Here is a 19,355-nt window from a genome sequence, read left to right on the forward strand (position 1 = left end):
CCCCTGGGCCGCCACCACCGCGCCCAGGTCCACGTCTTCCCCCCTGCTCGCTGTCACCACGCGTGACACAGGCACGAGCCCAGCCGCCTTGAACACCAGCGGGGACGTCCGCGGCGCGTCCTCCGTGGAGAGATAGAACGCGCCCTCGAAGTCCTCGACCACCTCATCGCCCAGCCTGAAGCGTGTGATGGGGGAGCCATCTTCGCGGGTGAGCCGCCCTCGGATGCCGGGCGCATGGCGCAGCACCAGGCGCACGCCCGAGCTTCCCGCTTGCACGACAACGGCCTTGGCGTGCTCGGATGCCGATATCCCGGTGCTCGCCTGGGCATCCAACGCGTAGCCCCGCGCGCGCACGGTGAGCTCGTGTGGTCCGGAGTCCAGATGGAGCACCTCGAAGCGCCCATCCTCTCCAACCCAGGCGCGTGAGGTGGACAGGTGCGAAGGACATGACACGGAGCCTGGCCCCTCACGCCCCTGCGACGTGCCACCTCGCTGAAGGCTCACCTCCATGCCCACCAGAGGTCTCCCCGCGGAGTCCACCACGTGCCCCGAGACACGCAGCCCCTGGTCAAGCCGCAAGGACTCGTGCTTCGCCTCCGTACCGGCAACCTCCAAGTCCCTCCCCACACACCGCTTCTCGAGGGAACTCCATGCCTCCGCCTGGAGCCGGTACTTCCCTGGGGGGAGCCCCCTCAAGGTGAAGGAGCCCTGAGCATCCGTCATCGTGGCCAGCTCGGGCAGGGAGTCCGTCGGGTCATGGACAGGCAACAGACTCACGCGGACGTTCCGGGCGGGGGCTCCCTCCGAGTTCGTCACCTCACCCCTCACGCGCGCGCCCTCTCCGAGCGTGATGCGCAAATCCGAACCCGGCGACGTCACGGGAAGGACGATGTCCTGGAAGCCCTCCCGCTGGACTCGCAGGAACCAGGGGCCCGCCGCCGTGGCGTTGAGCAAGAAGGCTCCATCTTGACGGGACGTCGTGGAGCCCCCCGACTCCAGTCCCAGGTACCACGGAGGCCCCAGGTGGCGCAGGTCCGAGGGGACCATGTCGTCCTTCCTGGACCACAGTTCGAGTCGCGCTCCGCCCACCGGCCGGCCCTCCGTGTCCACCACGCCCCCCCGCACCACCGCGGCGTCGCGCAGCACGAAGGTCTTGGGCTTCACGCCGTCCACTCGAATCCACGTGCCCCACTCACCGAGGAAGCCGTCGGTGAGGGCCTGGAACAGGTAGCGCCCAGGCTCCAGGGGGCCCAATTCATACGTGCCGTCGGCGGCGGACTTCGTCTTCCTCCTCGCAGGCCAGGCGGAGTCGAACTCCGTGCCACCCCGGATCCGCGCGTACACGGTCGCACCGGGAATGGGCTGCCCCCTGGCGTCCACGACCCGGCCCCGCTGCCGCACGCCTGTCTCCAGTGAGAGCTCGACTGACGGAGCCTCCTCGCCCTCTCGCACTTTCACCTCCGAGAGCGCGTCCAGCCCCTGGTGATGGGCAGCGAGGAGATGAAGCCCCGAATGCACGCCTTCGAAGGTGAAGCGTCCGGCACTGTCCGTCGTCGTCTCCCTGCTGGGAAACGGGCCGTGGAGTGACACCCGGGCCCCCACCACCGGCTTCGTCCCCCGCAGCACGCGCCCTGGCAGCGTCCGTGAGCGCGACATCGTCACTTCAAGAGGAGGATGGGTCGCGACGTGGAGCTCCTCGAACCTGGAGAGCAGCCCCTCCCGCTGGAAGAGGATGACGTACTCGCCAGGAGGAAGCGGAGGGAGCCCGAACCGGCCCGCCGCGTCGGTGCGAGCCTCGAAGTATCGGCGGTGCGTGACGTGGATGGCGGTGACCAGGACGTCCCCGGCGAACTGTCCTCTGTCGTCGCGCACCCGCCCCCGCAGCGGACGCGGCTCCGCCAGCCGCACTTCCACGTCCTGCATTCCGGCGGTGATGCCCTCCCGAAGGCCCGCGCCCGAGAGGCTCTCGACCCAGAGCGTGAAGCTCCCCGCCCCCAACCCCGTCAGCGTGAAGCGACCCTCGCGGTCCGTGGTGGCGCGCACCAGGACACCTTCCTCCTCGAACCGCTCCGAGCGCCACGACTCCAGCGTGAACAACGCCGCCCGGCAGTGGGGTGAGAGGAGCCCGTAGTCCTCCCAGTCGTCGCGGGATGGACAGGGAATCATCTCCAGCGGCTTCGGTGACCGGGCGACCGTCGCCAGCACCACGGCATTCGCGACGGCCCCCCGCGGGCCCAGCACCTTTCCTCGCACAGCTTGCGAGTCACCCGTGGACACGGCAACCCCGTCTCGATGCGCCAGAACGAGGTTCTCCTGCGGTGTCGAGCACCCGAGCACGAATACGAGCACGCACGAGGCCAGCGCTCCTCCGAATCCGTACCTCATCGCCTCACCTTTCCACCATGAACCTGCTGGAGGATATCAACGCGTCGGGCCACTCCGAGGTCTACCCGCCTTGAGCAAGCTCTCCACACTTCCTCAACATCTCGACGCGATGGTGGAGGGCAGGTCGACGCGGTCGCCCATGGGGGCGCTGTGAACGCATGGGGAATCGACCCGAGGGGAACGCGAAATCATGAAAGCCTTTCTGGTGGCCACCGCGGCCATGTGCCTCGCAGTCAGCCCGGCCTTCGCCTCGGATTGCGAAGACCTTCCCGCCAAGGGACAGGCAAGCCTCGAGAAGAAGTACATGAAGATAAAGGCCGAGAGCGAGCACGCCGCCACGGACTGCGTCGTCATCCGAAACAACAATGCCCTGGGCACGGGCCACGGAATCACGCTCGACTGCCGGATCCACTTCCGCCCCCGGAATGGGGGCTGCTACGTGGACTACACGCCCTACGGAGACACCAACAAGAGTCTCTCCAGACATCCCGGCTGTGATGCAGGCAAGTGGGCCTGGGCCAACGGCGTGGACATGCCCACCGGCGAGTCCACCTCGGACCCCCAGGGAAAAACGTACACGGGCAGCGTCCGCTTCAACATGATGAATGAGGAGTACGAGCTGAAGTACGCGGTCCTGGTCGGTGACAAGAAGAGCGACAAGGCCCTGGAAGACACCTACGCGGCGACCCTGAAGAAGATCTGCATCCGCAAGTCTCGCTGACGCCCGCGCCACCCACGTCCCCCGGCCTCACGACTGGGGGCCCTCGATGACCACCCTCAACCCTCGCGGCATGTTGCTGGAGAACTCCAACGAGAAACCGACACATCGGCACAGCTCGCGAACAATGGAGACCCCCAGCCCGCTGCCTCGCGGGGCCCGGCGCCTCGACTGACGGGAGCGGAACCCCCGCTTCCCCAGGCACTCCAACTCCTCGGAGGGAAGCCCCGGGCCATCATCCAGCACGGTGAGCCGGAAGCGTCGCGGCCCGACGGCCTCCAGCACCGCCACGACGTGGCCGCCCTCCTCACCGTGCGTGATGGCATTGTGCAGCAGGTTGCCAATGGCCTGCTCCATCATCGTGGGATTGCAGCGCGCCCAGAGCTCCTCGTCGGGGCGTGAGCACTCCACGGTGAGCTGCCGCCTCCGTGCGAGCTGCCGGAACCTGCGAACGACCCGCTCCACGGTCTGCCCCAATTCCACCCGGGCATCCTCCGCCAGCGGATCCACCCCCTCCCCCATCTGACAGGCGAGGTGGAGGTTGTCCACCAGCGACGTCAGGTAGACGGTGTCCTCGAGCCCCTGCCGCAGCAGCTCCGGGTTGCCCTGAGCGGGCTCCGCCGAGGCCAGCTCCAGCGACAGTTGGAGCGAGGCGATGGGCGTCTTCAGGTCGTGCGCGACGTCCGCCAGGTGCCGCTCCAGCGCATGCTTCTGGGATTCGATGCGCGCGGCATCCCGCTGGACGCGAGCATGGGTGGCGTCGAGTGCCTGGGACACCTCTCCCAACTCGTCGCCCAGGCCATCCGTGGCGGACGGGTAGTCTGGAGCCCCGAGCGCCCGCGCGGCGCGGTGCAGGCGGCGCAGCCGCTTGAGGAGCGGCTGGACGACGGCGAAGGTGGACAGCGCCGCCGCGACTGTCGTGACCAGAAGGGCGAGCCCCAGAAGCCACCGCCCCACCGTCACGCGCTCATGCATGGGAGGCCAGCGAAACTCCAGCAGACTGCACGGCCCGGAGGGCGCGAGCCGTCTTACCGAAGCGCCTCCCCACCGTGGGTCAGGATGAAGGAACGGAAGGTAGATGAGGGTCGCCTCCTCCTCCCCCTCCAGCACCCGGGCGACGAGCTTCGGCTCGGGGCGCCCTCCCGGGACACCTGCTCCGACCAGGGCTGCATCGAACGCCTCCACCTCGATGCCCTCGGGACCCTGAAAGCGCCAGCCCGGCGCCGCCTGACATTCCTCGCGATGGGTGGACAGGATGAGCGCGGTGGCGAAGCGCGTGCTCCGCAGCAACGCGGTATCCACTCCCATGAAGGTCGCCAGGTAGGAGGTTCCGAGCGTCCCCAGGAGGCCCAGGAGCGAGGAGGCCGCGAGGATGCGCGGTGCCAGACGGTTGTACAGCCTCACGAAGACTCCTCTGGCGGGGCGAACTGGTAGCCGATGCCCCAGGACGTCCGGATACGCGCTCCCGCGGGCCCGAGCTTCTTCCGGAGGCGCGCGACATGGGAGTCCACCGTCCGGTCATCGCGCTCCTCATTGGGCGGGAGGGCGTGCTGGGCAATCTGGGCCCGAGTCATGGCCCTGCCGGGGCGCTCCACGAGATACGCCAGCACGTCGAACTCATTGCGGGTCAGCGACACGGGGCCTGTGCTCTCGATGCTCACCTCGCGCGCATCGAGGTCCAGGCGTACATCGTCCCAACGCAGGACGCGGCGCGGTCGCTCCTCCAGGAGCAGCAGCCTGGCGCGGATGCGCGCGACCAGCTCCTCCATCCAAAAGGGCTTGGCGAGATAGTCCACCGCCCCCAGCCCAAACGAGCGCAGCCGGGGCCCTTTCACGCGTCCAACAGTTCGAAGCCGTCCTTCCCGGGGCGATTCAGGTCCAGAACCACCAAATCAGGCCGCTCGCGCTCGGACGCCTCGAGTGCGAGCTCCCCGTCGGTGGCGAGCATCACCTGGAACCCCGCCTGCTTCAGGCCACGGACGAGGCCCGCGGCGATGGGTGCGTCATCCTCGACAACCAGGATGCGAGCCGGGACTGTCATCGACGACCTCCGCGGTCGTGGGCGTGGACAGCGCCAGCGTGGCGCCAAACGAGATGGATGTCTCCCGGTGAGAATGTTTCGGCTTGAAGCATACTTCATCCATGGAATTCATTCATTCCCGGGAGTGAGCTTCCACAGGCGGCCGTTCGAAGCGTCCGTGAGCAGGTAGAGCGCACCGTCAGGCCCCTGGACCACCTCGCGGATCCGCGCCTTGCGCTCCGTGAGCAGGCGCTCCTCTCCGACCACGAGGTCGTCCTTCAAGACGAGCCGCACCAGCGCCTGGCTGGACAGGCCGCCGATGAAGAAGTTCCCCTTCCACTCCGGAAAGAGCGCCCCCGAGTAGAGGGTGAGCCCCGAGGGCGAGATGACCGGATCCCAATAATAGACAGGCTGCTCCATGCCCGCGGCCTGCGTCGTCTTGTGGATGGGCTGGCCCGAGTATTCCTCGCCATAGCCAATCGTGGGCCAGCCGTAGTCCTTGCCGGCTTCCGGGCGGTTGAGTTCATCGCCTCCGCGCGGTCCCATCTCCACGATCCAGAGCCGCTGCTGGGCGTCCAGGGCCGCGGAGAGGATGTTGCGGTGTCCGGAGGACCAGATCTCCGGCCGGGCGTCCTTCCTGCCCACGAAGGGATTGTCCTGGGGAATGGAGCCATCCGGGTTGATGCGGACCACCTTCCCGAAGTCGCTCTTGAGGTCCTGCGCCTGGACGCGGCCGGGGAGGATGGAGCGCTCGCCGAGCGTGACGAAGAGCTTGCCGTCCGGTGTGAAGACGAGCCGTCCGCCCGCGTGCAGCGTGGACTCGAGCGTGGGCTGCATGCGGAAGATGACCTGGAGTCCCTTGATGCGCGGCTTCGGGCCATCCACCAGTTTCGCGCGCGCCACCGCGAGCCCGTTGCCGTCCTCGCGCGGCTCGTAATAGGTCCAGTAGATGAGCCCGCTCTTCGCGTAGTCGGGCCCCACCTCCACGTCGAGCAGCCCGCCCTGTCCGCGTCCGTCGACCTTGGGGAGGCCCGCCACCGGGGGCGACTTCTTGCCCGCGGCGGTGACGATGAAGAGCGAACCCGTGGGCTTCTCCGTGACGAGGAAGCGCCCATCCGGCAGGAACGCGATGGCCCACGGCTTGTTGAAGCCGGAGGCGATCTCCGTCACCACGATGGGAGTGCGCGTCTTCACCTCCGGGGCGCGCGTCTGCTGCGGGAACGCGGGCTTGAACTCCGGGACGTTCGGAGGCGCGGTCTCCACCGGCTGGGCTCCGGAGACGGCGCTCAGCAGGAGGGCGGAGAGGAACGAGGTCACGAGTCCATGGCGCATGGGGTGACTCTCCGCCGGGACGGGCGGGACGTCACCCGTCGCCCGGCCCGCATCGCCGCCTCCGTTGCCTGGGTGAACAGTCCCGGCGCCGCTCAGGGATTGAGCGACAGGTTCACGGTGGCGCCCGTTCCACCCCGGACGACGAGGACGTGGGTGCCCGCGGGCAGTGCGCTTCGCGTGAGCACCAGGGGGTCGGAGGAGAAGCCGATGCTGCGGCACGCCGACTCCGGACCTCCGCAGCCGGCGAGCAGCCCCATGGAGAACGTCTCGCCCGTGTACTGATTCTGACGCAGGAGCGTGGCCGACAGGTTGAGCACCCGGTCCGTGGTGAAGGTGAAGAAGGTGTCTGGCCGGCTGCCGGCGTCACACGTCAGTGTCATGTCCGAGCCGTGCGTGGCCGGGTTGAAGGTGACGGTCGCCGTGCCGCCCGCCGCGCCATTCGAGAAGGCCAGGGGAAGGGCGTCCGCGCAGAGGTCGCCCGGCCCGAAGTCGTCGACCTCCAGGTCCAGTTGGAAGGTGCCCGCCGGGTGGGTGAGTCCCGATTTGACGAGGAGGTACGACGTGCCCGCGGGCAGGTCCGCGGAGACGCGGGAGTGGCCGTTCTGGGCGAGCATGCAGGCAAGCTGCGACGCGGTGTCGTCACAGGGGCCGCGCCGGACGGACAGCGCCGGCTGCGTCTCCGCCCGCGAGCCCGAGACGCGGGCATGGAGGCGCCGTGGACGGTCGGTGGTGACCGCGAAGACGGCATCGCTGCCATCGCTCCTTCCGCAGCCCTCGTGGTCAGGAAAGTCCCCGAACGCGCGGGTGAGCGTCGCGCGACCGTAACCGCCCTGGGAGAGCGTCAACGGCTCCGGATTCGCGCAGCTCTCGCCTGGCTCCGCATGGTCCAGCCGGGACAGGCGCGCCACCAACTCGAAGTCACCCACGTACGCGGTGCTGAAGCCGTCGACGACGACGTAGTGCGTGCCCGCGGGCAGGTCGCGGTAGCTCGTCCAGGTGTCGGGCGAATTGTCGGGAGTCGCCGCGCACCGCAGGTCGGTTTCGGCGCCGCCACATGCCCGGCGCAGCGCCACGGTGGGCCGGAAACCCGGGGTGAGGGCCTTCGTGGAAAGGCGCAGGTTCATCGGCTCCGTGGTGGTGAAGGTATAGACGGTGTCCGGCGCGGCGCGCCTCTCGTACGGTTCCCCGCAGGAGGGCGTCAGGTCGTGGAAGAAGCGCCCCGTGTCGCCCTGGACGGTGACCTGGCCGGGTCCGCTCGTCGGCAGGCCCAGGGGGAGCGCGTTGGCGCAGACGTCACCCGCCGGTATCGAACCCAGGGACACCTTCAGCGAGTAGTCCGCGAGCCCTTCGTAGGTCCTGTCCACGAACAGGTAGTAGGTCCCCGCGGCGAGGTTCGCGTCGCGGATGGACGAGCGCGCCAGACCGCCCCCGGTGCAGGTGGCCGCCGGACCGTCACAGGTGCCGCGGCGCAGGGTGAGGGCCGGGGCCCTCAGGCTGGAGGCGGTGGTGGTCTCGGCGATGAAGCTCATCGGCCCGGAGGTGGTGAAGGTGTAGACGCGGTCCTCGCCGGAGAGGCCCGAATACGTGCAATCACTCTGGTGGTCGTCGAAGGCACCCGTGAAGGTTCCGGAGAGCACGGCGGTGCCTCCCTCCGGGGGAAGACCGAGCGGGATGGCGAGCGCGCAGGTGTCACCGGGGGTGGGCGGTGTCAGCAAGGCCTGAATCGTCACGGGCCTCTCCGACTGCGCGGAATAGAAGTCCACGGCGAGGATGTACGTGCCCGGCTGCAGGCTGCCCCGCCCGAATGGACCCGTGGTCAGGGAGACCGGCTGGCAGGAGAGCCCCTCGCCGCAGGTCCGGATGAGCGACAGCAGCGGCGCCCCCTTGGACTCGTCGTGCGACACGTCCACGTACAGGTCCAGCACGCGGTCGGTGGTGAACGTGAAGTACGCGTCCGCCCCGTCGACGGAGCAGTCGGAGAACGGCTCATCGAAGAAGTCACGCGCGTCGAACGTGAGGACAGCGGTGCCTCCCGCGCCGCCCTCGGAGAACACCAGCGGGCGCGGATTCGCGCAGGTCTCTCCCAGCTGATGCGGGGTCGCGGAGAACTCGAGCGAATAGGCGTCCGGGCCTCCGGAGGTGTGGTCGACCGAGAAGAAGTGGGTGCCGGCCTTGAGGCTCCCCGCTCGCAGGGTCGTCACCCCGTCCGCCCCGGGCTGCCCGCACACGCTCTGGGACACCTGGCACGTGGCGTCGACGAGCGACACCATGCCCCGGGCCGAGGCCTGCGCGGGCGTCATCTTCACCTTCACGTCCAGCTCGCGGTCGAGCGTGAGCGAATAGACATGCTCTGGGAAGGAGGCGCTGTTCGGAGTGCAGGCGCTGAGGTCATCCGACATTCCCACGGTCGTGCCCGTGAGCGTGGCGGTTCCGCCCGCGGGCCCGCCGGACAGCGTCACCGGGGTCGCGACCGCGCAGGTGTCGCCCTCCGGGGTCGGCGTCGCGGAGATGTCCAGGCGGTAGTCGGTCCCGGTCTCATTCGGGCCCTTCACCCAGAGGAAGTAGGTGCCCGCGGAGAGGGCCGTCTTCCGCAGGACGCGCGAGGCCTGGACCGTCGACTCGCAGTTCTGGGTCACGGGCGTGGCGCCCAGGCAATCCGCGACGAGGGCCAGGGTCGGAGCCTCGTTGTCCCCGCCCAGGGCGGTGGCCGTTACCAGCAGGTTCGAGCGCGGATCGGTGAGCGTGAGGCGGTACACGCGGTCGGGCAGGTGGAAGCGCCTGCAGTCATAGTCGTAGCCCTCCTGCGAGCTGCCCCGCGTGCTGGCCTGATGCGTGAGCGTGCCGCCCCCCGCGGGGAGGTCGAAGCCAATGGGGTTGGCGCACGACTCCCCCTCGGGTGGGGGCACCGCGCTCACGTCGAGCGTGTAGTCGATGCCGGTGGCGGACTCGACGACGAGGACGTACGTGCCCGCGGGGAGCAGCTCCTGGACGGTGGCGGACGTCGCTCCCCACTGGCAGCCCGTCGAAAAGGACGTCCCGCAGTAGCGGGCCTCCTGCACGCGCAGGGAGAGCGCGCCGCTCGTTCCCAGCCGCGTGGCGGTGGCGTTGACGAGCATGGGCTGGTCCAGGGTGAACGAATAGATGCGGTCGGGAGCGTTGAGGGAGTCGCTGCAGCGCTCGGGAACGTCGTTCGTCGCGCCGCGGAGGGTGTCGGTGAGGTGGGCGGTGCCGCCTGAAAGCGTGAGGGGGACGGCACGCCCGCACGTCTCGCCCTGGGGCCGTGCCCCGGTGAGCTGCGCCGACACCGTGAAGGGACTGCTCGTCCCTTCGAAGGCTGAATCGGCGAAGAGCAGGTATTCGCCCGGCGCGAGGTCGGCGACGGAGAGGGCAGGGCCGCAGCCCAGGTCCACTCCGTCACAGGCGGAGCGCAGGGCGAGCATGCTTCCCCAGATGATGCCGTCGTCGAGGGTCGCGGTGAAGTCGCTCGTCTGGTCCACCCGGAAGCGGTAGACGGAGTCGGGACCGGGCGGCCAGGTCATGCAGTCCAGCGTGAAGTCGTCCGCGCGGCCCTGGGTCCGCACCTGGACGGTGGCCTGGCGGTGGGAATCAAACGGCAGCAGGGCGGCCTCCTCGCAGCGCTCCCCGCTGGGCGGCGGCCGGGTGCCGAGCGCGAGGTCGAACTCGCCGGCGGTGAGGGTCCGCGTGGACACGACGACGAAGTACGTCCCCGGGGCCAGCACGCCTTCGAAGCGGGAGCGCTCCAATCCGGAGGCATTGCAGTCCGGGCGCGCGCAGGTGTTGCCCACCCTGAGCACGGGCTCGAACCCCGGGGTGCGCGAGACGACGGAGAGGTCCACCTCCGCGGGGGCCGCGAGCGTGAAGGAGTACACCGCGTCGCGCGAGCCCGCGACGCAGCCGAGCCTGTTGGGCGCGTAGCGGCGCAGGTCGCCCTGGAACGTGGCGCTCCCCTCGGTCAGCGCGAGCGCGTAGGGCGTGGCGCAGGTATCCCCGATGGACTCCACGGGTGTCTCACATCCACCGGTGATGCAAGCGGCGGTGAGGCAGTCGCTGCACGCCGCCCCCGCCATGCCGCAGGCGGTCTGCTCCGTGCCCTCGCGGCACTGACCGGCGGCGTCGCAGCAGCCTGCGCAGTTTCCAGGGCCGCAGACCCCGCCCGAGTCGGGCTCGCCAGCATCGGGCCCGGAAGAGGAGGCCGAGGAGCAGGCGAGGAACGTGACAGCGAGCAGAAGGAGCAGATGGCGCATGAAAGGTGTTCCCGGGGGGAGGCTTCATGCCCATTGGATTGTCCCCCCGTCGTCGGCGTGGACTCTACCGGACGTGGGGGTGAACCGAAAGACAGACAACGCGAGGCGGGCGGGACGTCACCCGTCGCTGGACGCGCGTCGCTCCTCTTCCTTGCCTGGGTGAACGGTCGCGGCGCCGCCCACCGTGAAGTCAATCACCCGGTCCCACATCGCCTGGAACTGCGGCTCCTGGAAGTGGGAGCCCGACTTCAGCCAGCTGATGTGCTCCGGGGGCTGGTCGAAGTGGCCCATGACGTCCAGGTGGTCCGCGGTCGCGACGTGGAGGACCTGTCCCCAGACCTGGGAGCGGCTCGGGACGATGCCATCGCTCTTGGACTCGAACCTCCGGCCAAGGACATCCTGGAGGGCCTGGGTCTGGGCCGGCGTGCGCTCGGGAATCTGGAGCTCCCGGGACTGGGGCGCGCTCTTCGCATACAGGAAGGCGAAGAGTCCGTGGAGGAGCGCGTCGGGGGTGAGCAGCAGGGGCAAGGACCACCTGGGCGGTGGCGCGCCCGTGACGACGCAGCCGTAGCGCACGCCCTCCCGGTCCGCCGTGTTCGCGTTGAAGGCCCGCATGCTGATGGGCATGAGGTCCTGGATGAGCACCTGGTTCTCGCCCACCTGGCTGAAGAACTGGATGAGCTCCTCGCGCTCGCCCTCGGAGAGGTCCGCCGTCAGCCGGGCGATTTGATTGAAGAGGTTGGGCGGGAGCTTCGCCTCTTCGCTCCGCAGGACGAGCCAGTAGCACGCCTGCAGCGCGGCGGTCCGCAGGGGCATGGCCTTGCGGTGCAGCGTGAGGAAGGTGAAGAGCCACAGGTAGCGCAGCAGCGTCTTCCCCACGCCGCCCTGGTTGGAAAAGCTGGCCAGCGGGGTGCCTTGATGCGGGGTCGCGATGGTCACGACCGAGCGCACGCGCTTCACGAAGTCCGGAGCCTCCCGCGCCATGCGCGGTGAGACGACACTGCGTGCATCCAGCCCGCCCGTGGAGTGCCCGACGAGGTGGAGCTGCGCGTCGTCCTCGTTCGCGGTCCGTGCCATCTCCCGGAACACGTCGCGGGCCCGCGCCTCCAGCCCGGAGGTGGGGGCGGAGGCGATGGCATGCACCCGCGCATCGATGCCTCGCTCCTGGAACCGCTGCTCGAGCAAACGGGGGACGTTCTGGAAGTAGGCGATGCGCTCCGTTTCCTTGTCACCCATCTGCGTGAAGCCAAAGAAGCCGGGGACCAGATAGACGCGGTGGCGGTGGGTCATGGGGACAAGCCTAACGTGAGGACCGCCCCAGACGCCGGGGAGGGGTCAACGTGAAGTCCCGAACCCTTTGCCAGAAATGTCTGTCCTTCCTCCGGAGCGTCTCGGGTGGTGATGCGCCCGAGACACGCGGGGCTGCTTGGGATTACTGGGTGATGATGTCCGTGTACTCGCTGCCGCTGATGGAGTTGCGCCACTTGGAGGAGAAGCCCAGCGCGTGCTGCGGATCCACCACGTGCGGCGCGGCGATGCGCGCGACGTCCAGGCGGACAATCTCATTCTTGAACAGGTCCAGCACCATGCCGAACTGCATCGCGGTCAGGTAGACGCGCTTGAGCATCTTGTCCGCCTTCTCCTGGCGGACGATCTCGTTGTTCTCGCTCTTGAGCGACTGGTAGAAGCCGCTCCAGGTGGAGGCGTCCATCGGGTACTGCCCATCCCGCCGCATCAAGCAGCCTTCGTCCGAACGCGTGCCACAGTCGCGGTGCGAGGGAGCTGCCTCGGCGGCCACCGGCATCTCCGGGCGCGAGTGCATCCGGGGCTCCCGCCGCGTCTCCGTCGTCCGCGTCTCCGAGTAGCTCTCCGACTCCGTCGTTCCACCCGTCATCTGCACGTCCATCCGGGCGCCGCCGCCGCGCACCTTCACGGTGGTCGTCTCCTCGCCATCGACGTTCGTCGTCGTCTTCATCTTGATGCGCGCGGAGGGCATGTCCTGATCATTGATGTCCACCTGCATGTTGAACTCCGCGTCCTGCGCGAAGCTGGCGGACGAAACGAACAGGGACGAAACGAGTGCGGCACGGACGATGCGATTCATGTGAAGTCCTGGTGGGAAACGGGTTCGGTGCGGTCGGTACGCTCAAGCGTTCCCGCCGCCGTGCCGTCTTCACGCACCGTCCGCGGATTTATTCATATGAAACACATGGTTCGGCCTGGTGAACCCGGACTCATGGTCTGAGAAAAGCAGAAGCCCGCCGAACCGGAGCAGGCCCGTGGGCGCTCCGGCTCGGTGGGCTCTGGGGGCTTTCTACTTCTAGAGAACCGTGCGTACCGGCCGGAAGCCGTAGCCGGCGTCATCCGAGCCCGCCGGGTACTGGTACCGATGCGCCGCACGGACGATGTGCTGGCGCTCCTTGGAGGACGTGGGGCAGCTCGTGCCAGAAGCCCTGACCCGCTCCATCGTGGAGATCGAAGGCCGGCTCCTGAAGCTGCTCGCGGCCCTGCCAGCCCCTTCTCCCGAAGGCGAAAGGTGGCTGGAGAGGGGTTGAAGCGAAGCCCCGGCGATCCACGCTGAACGCGGGATCGCCGAGGCTCGATGCTGCCTTACTGGACGGCGCGGAGCGCGGGCTGCTCGTCCGTCAGCGACGTCAGGAGGCGATCGCCCTCGGCCTCGTCGATGGGCACGAAGCAGCCGAGGTCGGCCCGGTAGGCGTGAACCTGTGCCGCCCCGATGTCGAACCACCAGCCGTGCAGCCGCAGCGTTCCCGCCGCGAGCCGGTCGCGCACGATGGGGTAGGTCTTCAAGTGCTCCAGCTGCGCCAGGACGTTCAGCTGGGAGAGGCGATCCGCGTCCGGCAGCCCCTCGCCCACCTGGGTGTTCTTCTCGCGCAGCGCCTTGAGCGAGGGCGTTCCGTGCGCGAGCCACTGCTCGAGGTTCGGTGCGCCGTCCACGGCGCCTCCGGCCAGGATGGCCTTCATCGCGCCGCAGCTCGAGTGTCCGCAGACCACGACGTCCTCGATGGGCAGGAAGCCCAGGGAGAATTCGATGGCCGCCGCCTCCCCGCGGTCCGCCGAGGGCTGGCCACCGGGCCTGGCCGGCGGAACGAGGTTGCCCACGTTGCGCACGGTGAAGAGGTCACCGGGGTCCGTGGAGACCAGCAGATTGGGCACCACGCGGCTGTCCGAGCAGCTGATGAAGAGGCAGTCAGGGGATTGCCCCTTCGCGAGCCGCGCGAAGGTCGCCCGGTACGAGGGCAAGGTGTGGCGCTGGAAATCGAGCAGGCCTCTGATGAGCTTCTTCACTGCACACCTCCGGGGGAGAGAGTCGAAACGTGATGGACGGGGGAGGAATGGGATGGAGCGGCAGGCCCCGCCGTGGGGGCCGCACGCGCGCTGCGTCGGGTCCAGACATCCTCGAGCGGCTCCATGGTCACGGTGCCGCCCGTCTTGCGATACGTGTCCGCCCAGCTCTCCAGCGCCTCGAAGCCGGAGTGGTCGAGCGTGTTCACCGCCACGTCCACCTCCACCCTGGAGCCCGCGGGAACCTTCGCGAGCGCCGTCGACAGCTTCGGCACGCCGACGAACGTCAGCGCTCCGCTGATGCAGACCTGGTGAACGCCATTGGCGGCGTGGATCTCCACGCGCACCTGGCCGAGCTGCCACAGGAGCCGGAGGATGGCCGCGCCGAGTCCCAGACCGATGCCCGCGAGCAGGTTGATGCCCACGACGCCGGCCACGGTGATGAGGTACACGGGCAGCTCACCGCGGTGCCGCAGCTCCCGGATGTGGGCGAGGTTCACGAGCTTCAGGCCCACGTGCACGAGCAGGCCGGCGAGCACCGTCAGGGGCACGTACGCCGCCAGACTCCCCAGCAGCGTGATGAAGGCGAGCATCCACACCGCGTGGAGCACCGCGGACCAGCGCGTCTTCGCGCCGGCGTTGATGTTCGCCGCGCTGCGCACGATGACGCCGGTGATGGGCAGACCGCCGACCAGACCGGAGAGGGTGTTCGCCACGCCCTGCGCGAGCAGCTCGCGATCCAGGTTCGCCCGCGGGCCCGTGTGGAGCTTGTCGGTCGCCACCGCGCTCAGGAGCGACTCGGCGCTCGCCACGACGGCGAGGGACAGCACGGCCACGAAGAAGGCGCCCCACATGGAGCCTTCCGGAAGGGCCGGCAGCTTGATGGCCGACAGCGCATCCGCCGCCAGCTGCACCCGCGCCACGTCCGCGTTCATCACCGCCGCGACCACGGTCCCGCCCACGACCGCCACCAGCGGCCCCGGGACCTTCTTCAGCCGCCCGTTCGGCAGGAACCCCCAGGCGATGAGGACTCCCAGCGTCATCAGGCCCAGCAGCGTGGCCGCTCCATGAAGGTTCAGCACCTGCCCGGGCAGCTCCCGCAGGTTGTTCCAGGCATTGCTCTGCGGAGAGCCACCCAGCACGATGTGGACCTGCCCCAGCACGATGAGAATGCCGATGCCCGCGAGCATTCCGTGGATCACGGCCGGCGAGATGGCCAGCGCCGAACGCGCCACCTTCAGCCCGCCGAGCGCCACCTGCACGAGTCCCGCCGCGGCCACCGCCGCGCACGTCACGGCGAAGCCCAGCTGCTGGATGAAGCCAAAGACCATCACCGCGAGTCCCGCCGCGGGGCCGCTCACGAGAAGCGGCACGCCACCCATGAGGCCCACCACCAGGCCTCCCACGACGCCGGCAATGAGGCCCGCCATGATGGGCGCTCCAGAGGCGAGCGCGATGCCCATACAGAGGGGCAGGGCCACCAGGAACACCACCAGCGAAGCTGGCAAATCCGAAGCGAGGATCGCCTTCAACGACGGCTTCGCCTCTGCTGCCTTTACATCCGAAGTCATTGCTTGAGCTCCCCTGTCATCCGCCGGGCCTCAGCCCGGGCTCGACGTGACAGGGGGGGCTACGCAAGCGTTGTGCCAGCCCGTCCCGGGCACTTCCCGTCGGGGGCGTGGCGCTTCAAGAGCAGGCGATGAAAGAAACTTGAAGCCCGCGCCCCGGGCGATGAACGAATTTTAAAGTCCTTCACTCCGAGGGCGGGTTCTCCTCCAGACGGCGGAGGAATGTCGGATAGGAAAGACCCAGTGCGCGGGCCGCCTCCATGCGCCTGCCTCCGAGCTGCTCGAGCACGTGGCGCACATAGAGCCGCTCCACTTCATCGAGCGACCGCGGTGGGCCTGACACGGAGAATGCGTTGGGGTCGACCGCGGCCGGCGCGCCGCCTCCCTTGGCGAGCGACTGCAGCTCGAGCACGGGCCCGCCTTCGAGCACGAGCGCTCGCTCCAGCACGTTGCGCAGCTCCCGGACATTGCCGGGGAACGGATAGCTGAGCAGGCGCTCCTCGGCGGCGGGAGAGAAGGGGACCGGGCGCCGGCCGAGCTCCGAGGAGAGCTCCTGCACGAGCGTCCGTGCGAGCGGCAGCACGTCCTCGCGACGCTCGCGCAAGGGGGGCACGTCCACCCGGAACACGCTCAGCCGGAAGAGGAGGTCCTCGCGAAAGCGCCCGGCGGCGACCTCCGCTTCGAGGTTCTTGTTGGTGGCCGCCACGATGCGCGCGGTGCTCGTGAGCTCCGTCGTCCCACCCAGTCGCCGGAAGGCCCCCTTGTCGAGAAACGTGAGCAGCTTCGCCTGGAGCGCGAGCGGCAGCTCACCCACCTCGTCGAGAAAGAGGAGCCCATCGCTCGCGAGCTCCACGAGCCCGCGCCTCGCTGTCTTCGCATCCGTGAAGGCGCCGCGCTCGTGCCCGAAGAGCTCGCTCTCCATCATCGTGTCCGGAAGCGCGGCGCAGTTGATCTGCACGAAGGCGCCCTGCTTCTGGCGCAAGGCGTAGAGGTGGCGGGCGAGCACCGCCTTCCCGGTCCCGGTCTCCCCGAGCAGCAGGACGGGGCTTCGCGGAGTGGTGGCGATCCGCTCCAGCATCTGGAGGGTTCGCTGCATCGCTGGCGAGCGGGGCTCCGCCATCCGATGCCGTCCTTCGAGGACGCTCTCCGCCTGGCGCAGCCGTTCCTGGAGCTGGAGGTCGCTTGCCGCGCGGCGTGCGCGCAACACCAGGTCGTCAATCTCGACCGGCTTGCTCAGGTAGTCGCGAGCACCCGCGCGGATGGCTTCGACGGCGCTCTCGATATCTCCGTGCGCGGTCACCATCAGCACGACGGTCCCCGGAAGCTGGGCCCGCAGCTCGGGCAGGAAGACGAGCCCATCTCCGTCCGGCAGCCTCCGGTCCAGCAGCACGAGGTCCGGCGCCTCTGCGGCGAGCGCGGCGCGGGTCTCATGCAGCGAGCGCGCGACCCGGACGCGAAAACCCTCCTGGCTCAGCATGGACGCCGCGAGCGAGGAGAAGGTCCTGTCGTCATCGACGAGCAGCAGGGAGGTGCTCATGAGGCCATTTTCTCAAGCGGAAGGCGAACCGTGAAGCGGCTGCCCCCGGGCACGCGTGTATAGGAGACGCTTCCGCCATCATGCGCGCGGATGGCCGTGCGCACCATCGGAAGCCCGAGCCCGATCCCCCTCGAACGGCCCACCGCGAATGGCTCCCAGAGCCTGGGCTCGAAGGCCGGGGGCACTCCTCCCGCGTTGTCCTCCACGACGAGCACCACCTCTGTGTCTTCGCGAAGGAGCCGGACTTCGACGCGAGGCGTCGGCTGCTGGCCTGTGTCATGGGCCACGGCCCCGGCTTCGACGGCGTTGCGGATGAGATTGTCGACAGCGGAGACCAGCAGCGTCGGGTCCCCCTTCACGAAGAGCCCCTCCTGCAGTGTGGTCTCGATGGTGACATCCGCTGCTTCCGGCAGGAGCCTCACGGCTTGAAGCGCGTCCTGGACGAGCAGGTACATCTCACAGCTGCGCCGCTGCGTGGACTGGGGGGAGGCGAAGCTCAGCAAGGAGCGGGCGAGGTGGCCGAGCCGGTCCGCCTGGGAACGCAGCGCCTGGACAGGCAACGTCGTTTCCCCTCCTTTCGCGCGAATCATGCTGAGCGCGGCCTGCATGCTGTTGAGCGCGTTCTTCACCTCGTGGGCGATGAGCGAGGAGGCGGTGCCGAGCGCCGCCATCGTCTCCTGGCGCCGCAATTGTTCTTCGGCGGCCATCAGCGAACGGTAGGAGCGGCGCAGGAGCACCGTGAAGAGGAGGAGCACTCCGCCGAGCAGCGCGGTGTGAAAGCCGAGCTGGCCCAGGTAGCGGCGCTTGAGCAGCGCACGGTCCCGCGCCTCGTCCTCGAGCACGGCGAGCAGCATCTCGGTTCCGGGGACGAGCGCCGCCGCGCCGAGCAGCCGCGTGCCTCCGAGCGTGATGGCCCCGGGAGTCTCCACCAGCGGGCGAAGGTGTGCGGCGAGCTCCGGCTGGCGCAGGAGTGGCGGGGGCGTTGCCGGCAGGAGGAGCCGGCCGCGCTCGCCGAGCAGGGCGACCATGGACTCGTTCGTCCCGCGATGGACCGGGAGCAGCTCGCTCGCCGTCGCGAGCTCGCCCACGAGGAGGCCCACGACGCGGTCGTCGCGGACGATGGGGACCGCGACCGCGATGAGGCCTCCGCCTTCCTCGTCCAGCAGTCCGACCGACGCGGCCCGCTTCTCCACCATCCGCCGGAACCACGGGCGCGAGGTGAGCGGCGTGCGCCCGAGCGGCATGTTCAACGGGTCGCTCCAGATGCGCTGGCCGTTCGCTGACACCAGCGCGACTCCGGCCGAGAAGAGCGACGTGTGGCCGAAGGCGTTCTCGAGCAGCGCCACCTCGGGGCCTGCTGCTCCGTCCTCGGGTCTGAGCGACGGGTGCTCCGCCAGCCGTTGCAGCTCCGAGCGCAGCAGTCCGAGATGCGCGCCCAGTGCCTGGGCCTGGAGGCCCGCGCGGTCCGACAGGTGAACGAGGAGCTCACCCTCCGCCGCCTTCACGTCCGCCTGGTAGGTCACGAAGGGACTGACGAAGGCGGCGCACCAGAGGAGCATCAGGCCGACCACGGCGGACCGGCCCGCTTTTCTCTGCGTGCGAAGAAGCTCGCCCGGTGGGGGTACGAGAGAGGTCAGGGAGGGATGGGCCGGGGGCGGCGACATGGGCCCATCATCAACACATTTCGACCGGCTCTGCGTGGCCGCGGTGAAGGCCTCTGCTCTAGACGCCCAGGACGACGAGTAGCTCGTCCAACTGCTCGAACGTCTCGACCATCCCACAGGTGCTCCCGGAGGCGATGGCACCGTCGAGAGCTTCCTTCGAGGGATGGAGGTCGTGCACGACGACCCGCGTCTTGCCGCCTTCCTCTTCGAAGGTCACCGTGGTGACGGCCCCCTCAGCACTTTCCTCATTCGTCCAGGCGAGGCGCGCGTGCGGCGTCACTTCGATGTACTTACCGAAGAACGCCATCGGCTGCTCCGAGGCAGGGTGGCCGAACACGAAACGGTACGTGCCCCCGACACGAACATCGGCCTCGCAGGAAATGAAGGAAATCCCAAACGACTTCGGTGCCCACCACCGCTTGAGCAGCTCGGGCTGGGTCCACGCCTCGAAAATGATGCGCGCCGGGCCGTTGACGGTTCGCGTGACGACGAACTCGCGCTCGGATTTCCGTTCCGTCGTGGTGACGTTCTTCACGGGTTCACTCTCTGTTCTTGCGTCC

At 68.9% G+C, this 19,355-nt stretch carries 15 protein-coding genes; 2 read left to right on the forward strand and 13 right to left on the reverse strand.

The genetic code is table 11. The features are described 5' to 3' along the window. Positions 1–2,385 (reverse strand): carboxypeptidase-like regulatory domain-containing protein (locus tag D7V77_RS05330; protein WP_147451985.1); only part of this gene is annotated, 2,385 nt, incomplete at its 3' end. Positions 2,386–2,575: 190 nt separating this feature from the next. Here D7V77_RS05330 and D7V77_RS05335 point away from each other — a divergent pair. Further along, positions 2,576–3,106, forward strand: a complete 531-nt coding sequence (locus D7V77_RS05335) for a hypothetical protein (protein ID WP_233596703.1) — start codon at positions 2,576–2,578, stop codon at positions 3,104–3,106. A 27-nt stretch (positions 3,107–3,133) separates the two neighbouring features. Here the strand turns inward: D7V77_RS05335 and D7V77_RS05340 are convergent, their stop codons facing one another. The 7 genes from D7V77_RS05340 to D7V77_RS05365 all read right to left on the reverse strand — a co-directional run bounded on the left by D7V77_RS05340 (position 3,134) and on the right by D7V77_RS05365 (position 12,824). Beyond that, positions 3,134–4,507 (reverse strand): cell wall metabolism sensor histidine kinase WalK, encoded by a 1,374-nt coding sequence (locus D7V77_RS05340; protein ID WP_120575186.1) that lies wholly within the window; start codon positions 4,505–4,507, stop codon positions 3,134–3,136. Beyond that, a complete protein-coding gene (locus D7V77_RS05345; protein WP_233596704.1) occupies positions 4,504–4,938 on the reverse strand; it encodes a response regulator transcription factor in 435 nt (144 codons plus the stop codon). Before D7V77_RS05345 ends, D7V77_RS05340 begins: the two co-directional genes overlap by 4 nt. Next, positions 4,935–5,144: a response regulator transcription factor gene (locus tag D7V77_RS44605; protein ID WP_233596705.1), complete on the reverse strand. Its 210-nt coding sequence runs from the start codon at positions 5,142–5,144 to the stop codon at positions 4,935–4,937. Before D7V77_RS44605 ends, D7V77_RS05345 begins: the two co-directional genes overlap by 4 nt. A 108-nt stretch (positions 5,145–5,252) precedes the next feature. Next, positions 5,253–6,455, reverse strand: coding sequence for a PQQ-dependent sugar dehydrogenase (locus D7V77_RS05350; protein WP_120575187.1), 1,203 nt, complete (start codon positions 6,453–6,455; stop codon positions 5,253–5,255). Between the two features lie 92 nt (positions 6,456–6,547). Further along, complete coding sequence (locus tag D7V77_RS05355; RefSeq protein WP_147451986.1) at positions 6,548–10,720, reverse strand: hypothetical protein; 4,173 nt, start codon at positions 10,718–10,720, stop codon at positions 6,548–6,550. Between the two features lie 117 nt (positions 10,721–10,837). Then, positions 10,838–12,010 (reverse strand): triacylglycerol lipase, encoded by a 1,173-nt coding sequence (locus D7V77_RS05360; RefSeq protein WP_120575189.1) that lies wholly within the window; start codon positions 12,008–12,010, stop codon positions 10,838–10,840. Between the two features lie 142 nt (positions 12,011–12,152). Then, positions 12,153–12,824, reverse strand: a complete 672-nt coding sequence (locus D7V77_RS05365) for a DUF4476 domain-containing protein (protein ID WP_120575190.1) — start codon at positions 12,822–12,824, stop codon at positions 12,153–12,155. Positions 12,825–13,125: 301 nt separating this feature from the next. Here D7V77_RS05365 and D7V77_RS44610 point away from each other — a divergent pair, with 301 nt between their 5' ends. Further along, entirely contained in the window at positions 13,126–13,275 is a 150-nt protein-coding gene (locus D7V77_RS44610; protein WP_120575191.1) for a DUF3969 family protein, read from the forward strand. A 55-nt stretch (positions 13,276–13,330) separates the two neighbouring features. Here the strand turns inward: D7V77_RS44610 and D7V77_RS05375 are convergent, their stop codons facing one another. The 5 genes from D7V77_RS05375 to D7V77_RS05395 all read right to left on the reverse strand — a co-directional run bounded on the left by D7V77_RS05375 (position 13,331) and on the right by D7V77_RS05395 (position 19,330). After that, positions 13,331–14,029: a carbonic anhydrase gene (locus D7V77_RS05375; RefSeq protein WP_120575192.1), complete on the reverse strand. Its 699-nt coding sequence runs from the start codon at positions 14,027–14,029 to the stop codon at positions 13,331–13,333. Next, positions 14,026–15,597, reverse strand: coding sequence for a SulP family inorganic anion transporter (locus D7V77_RS05380; protein WP_120575193.1), 1,572 nt, complete (start codon positions 15,595–15,597; stop codon positions 14,026–14,028). The genes D7V77_RS05375 and D7V77_RS05380 overlap by 4 nt, the downstream gene beginning before the upstream one ends. 181 nt (positions 15,598–15,778) lie before the next feature. Beyond that, positions 15,779–17,131, reverse strand: a complete 1,353-nt coding sequence (locus D7V77_RS05385; RefSeq protein WP_120575194.1) for a sigma-54 dependent transcriptional regulator — start codon at positions 17,129–17,131, stop codon at positions 15,779–15,781. Next, positions 17,128–18,690, reverse strand: a complete 1,563-nt coding sequence (locus D7V77_RS05390) for a sensor histidine kinase (protein WP_306770465.1) — start codon at positions 18,688–18,690, stop codon at positions 17,128–17,130. The genes D7V77_RS05385 and D7V77_RS05390 overlap by 4 nt, the downstream gene beginning before the upstream one ends. Before the next feature lie 163 nt (positions 18,691–18,853). Beyond that, positions 18,854–19,330, reverse strand: coding sequence for an SRPBCC family protein (locus D7V77_RS05395; protein ID WP_233596707.1), 477 nt, complete (start codon positions 19,328–19,330; stop codon positions 18,854–18,856). Positions 19,331–19,355: the final 25 nt, after the last annotated feature.

It is taken from the genome of Corallococcus sp. CA041A (genome assembly GCF_003612075.1).
Classification (GTDB): Bacteria; Myxococcota; Myxococcia; order Myxococcales; family Myxococcaceae; genus Corallococcus; species Corallococcus exiguus.

Bases quoted from the DNA above. Each gene is read 5' to 3' on its own strand.
- D7V77_RS05335 (WP_233596703.1), top strand. From the start codon at position 2,576: ATGAAAGCCTTTCTGGTGGCCACCGCGGCCATGTGCCTCGCAGTCAGC.
- D7V77_RS44605 (WP_233596705.1), bottom strand. From the start codon at position 5,144: ATGACAGTCCCGGCTCGCATCCTGGTTGTCGAGGATGACGCACCCATC.
- D7V77_RS05350 (WP_120575187.1), bottom strand. From the start codon at position 6,455: ATGCGCCATGGACTCGTGACCTCGTTCCTCTCCGCCCTCCTGCTGAGC.
- D7V77_RS05355 (WP_147451986.1), bottom strand. From the start codon at position 10,720: ATGCGCCATCTGCTCCTTCTGCTCGCTGTCACGTTCCTCGCCTGCTCC.
- D7V77_RS05360 (WP_120575189.1), bottom strand. From the start codon at position 12,010: ATGACCCACCGCCACCGCGTCTATCTGGTCCCCGGCTTCTTTGGCTTC.
- D7V77_RS05365 (WP_120575190.1), bottom strand. From the start codon at position 12,824: ATGAATCGCATCGTCCGTGCCGCACTCGTTTCGTCCCTGTTCGTTTCG.
- D7V77_RS44610 (WP_120575191.1), top strand. From the start codon at position 13,126: ATGTGCTGGCGCTCCTTGGAGGACGTGGGGCAGCTCGTGCCAGAAGCC.
- D7V77_RS05380 (WP_120575193.1), bottom strand. From the start codon at position 15,597: ATGACTTCGGATGTAAAGGCAGCAGAGGCGAAGCCGTCGTTGAAGGCG.
- D7V77_RS05385 (WP_120575194.1), bottom strand. From the start codon at position 17,131: ATGAGCACCTCCCTGCTGCTCGTCGATGACGACAGGACCTTCTCCTCG.
- D7V77_RS05390 (WP_306770465.1), bottom strand. From the start codon at position 18,690: ATGCTCCTCTGGTGCGCCGCCTTCGTCAGTCCCTTCGTGACCTACCAG.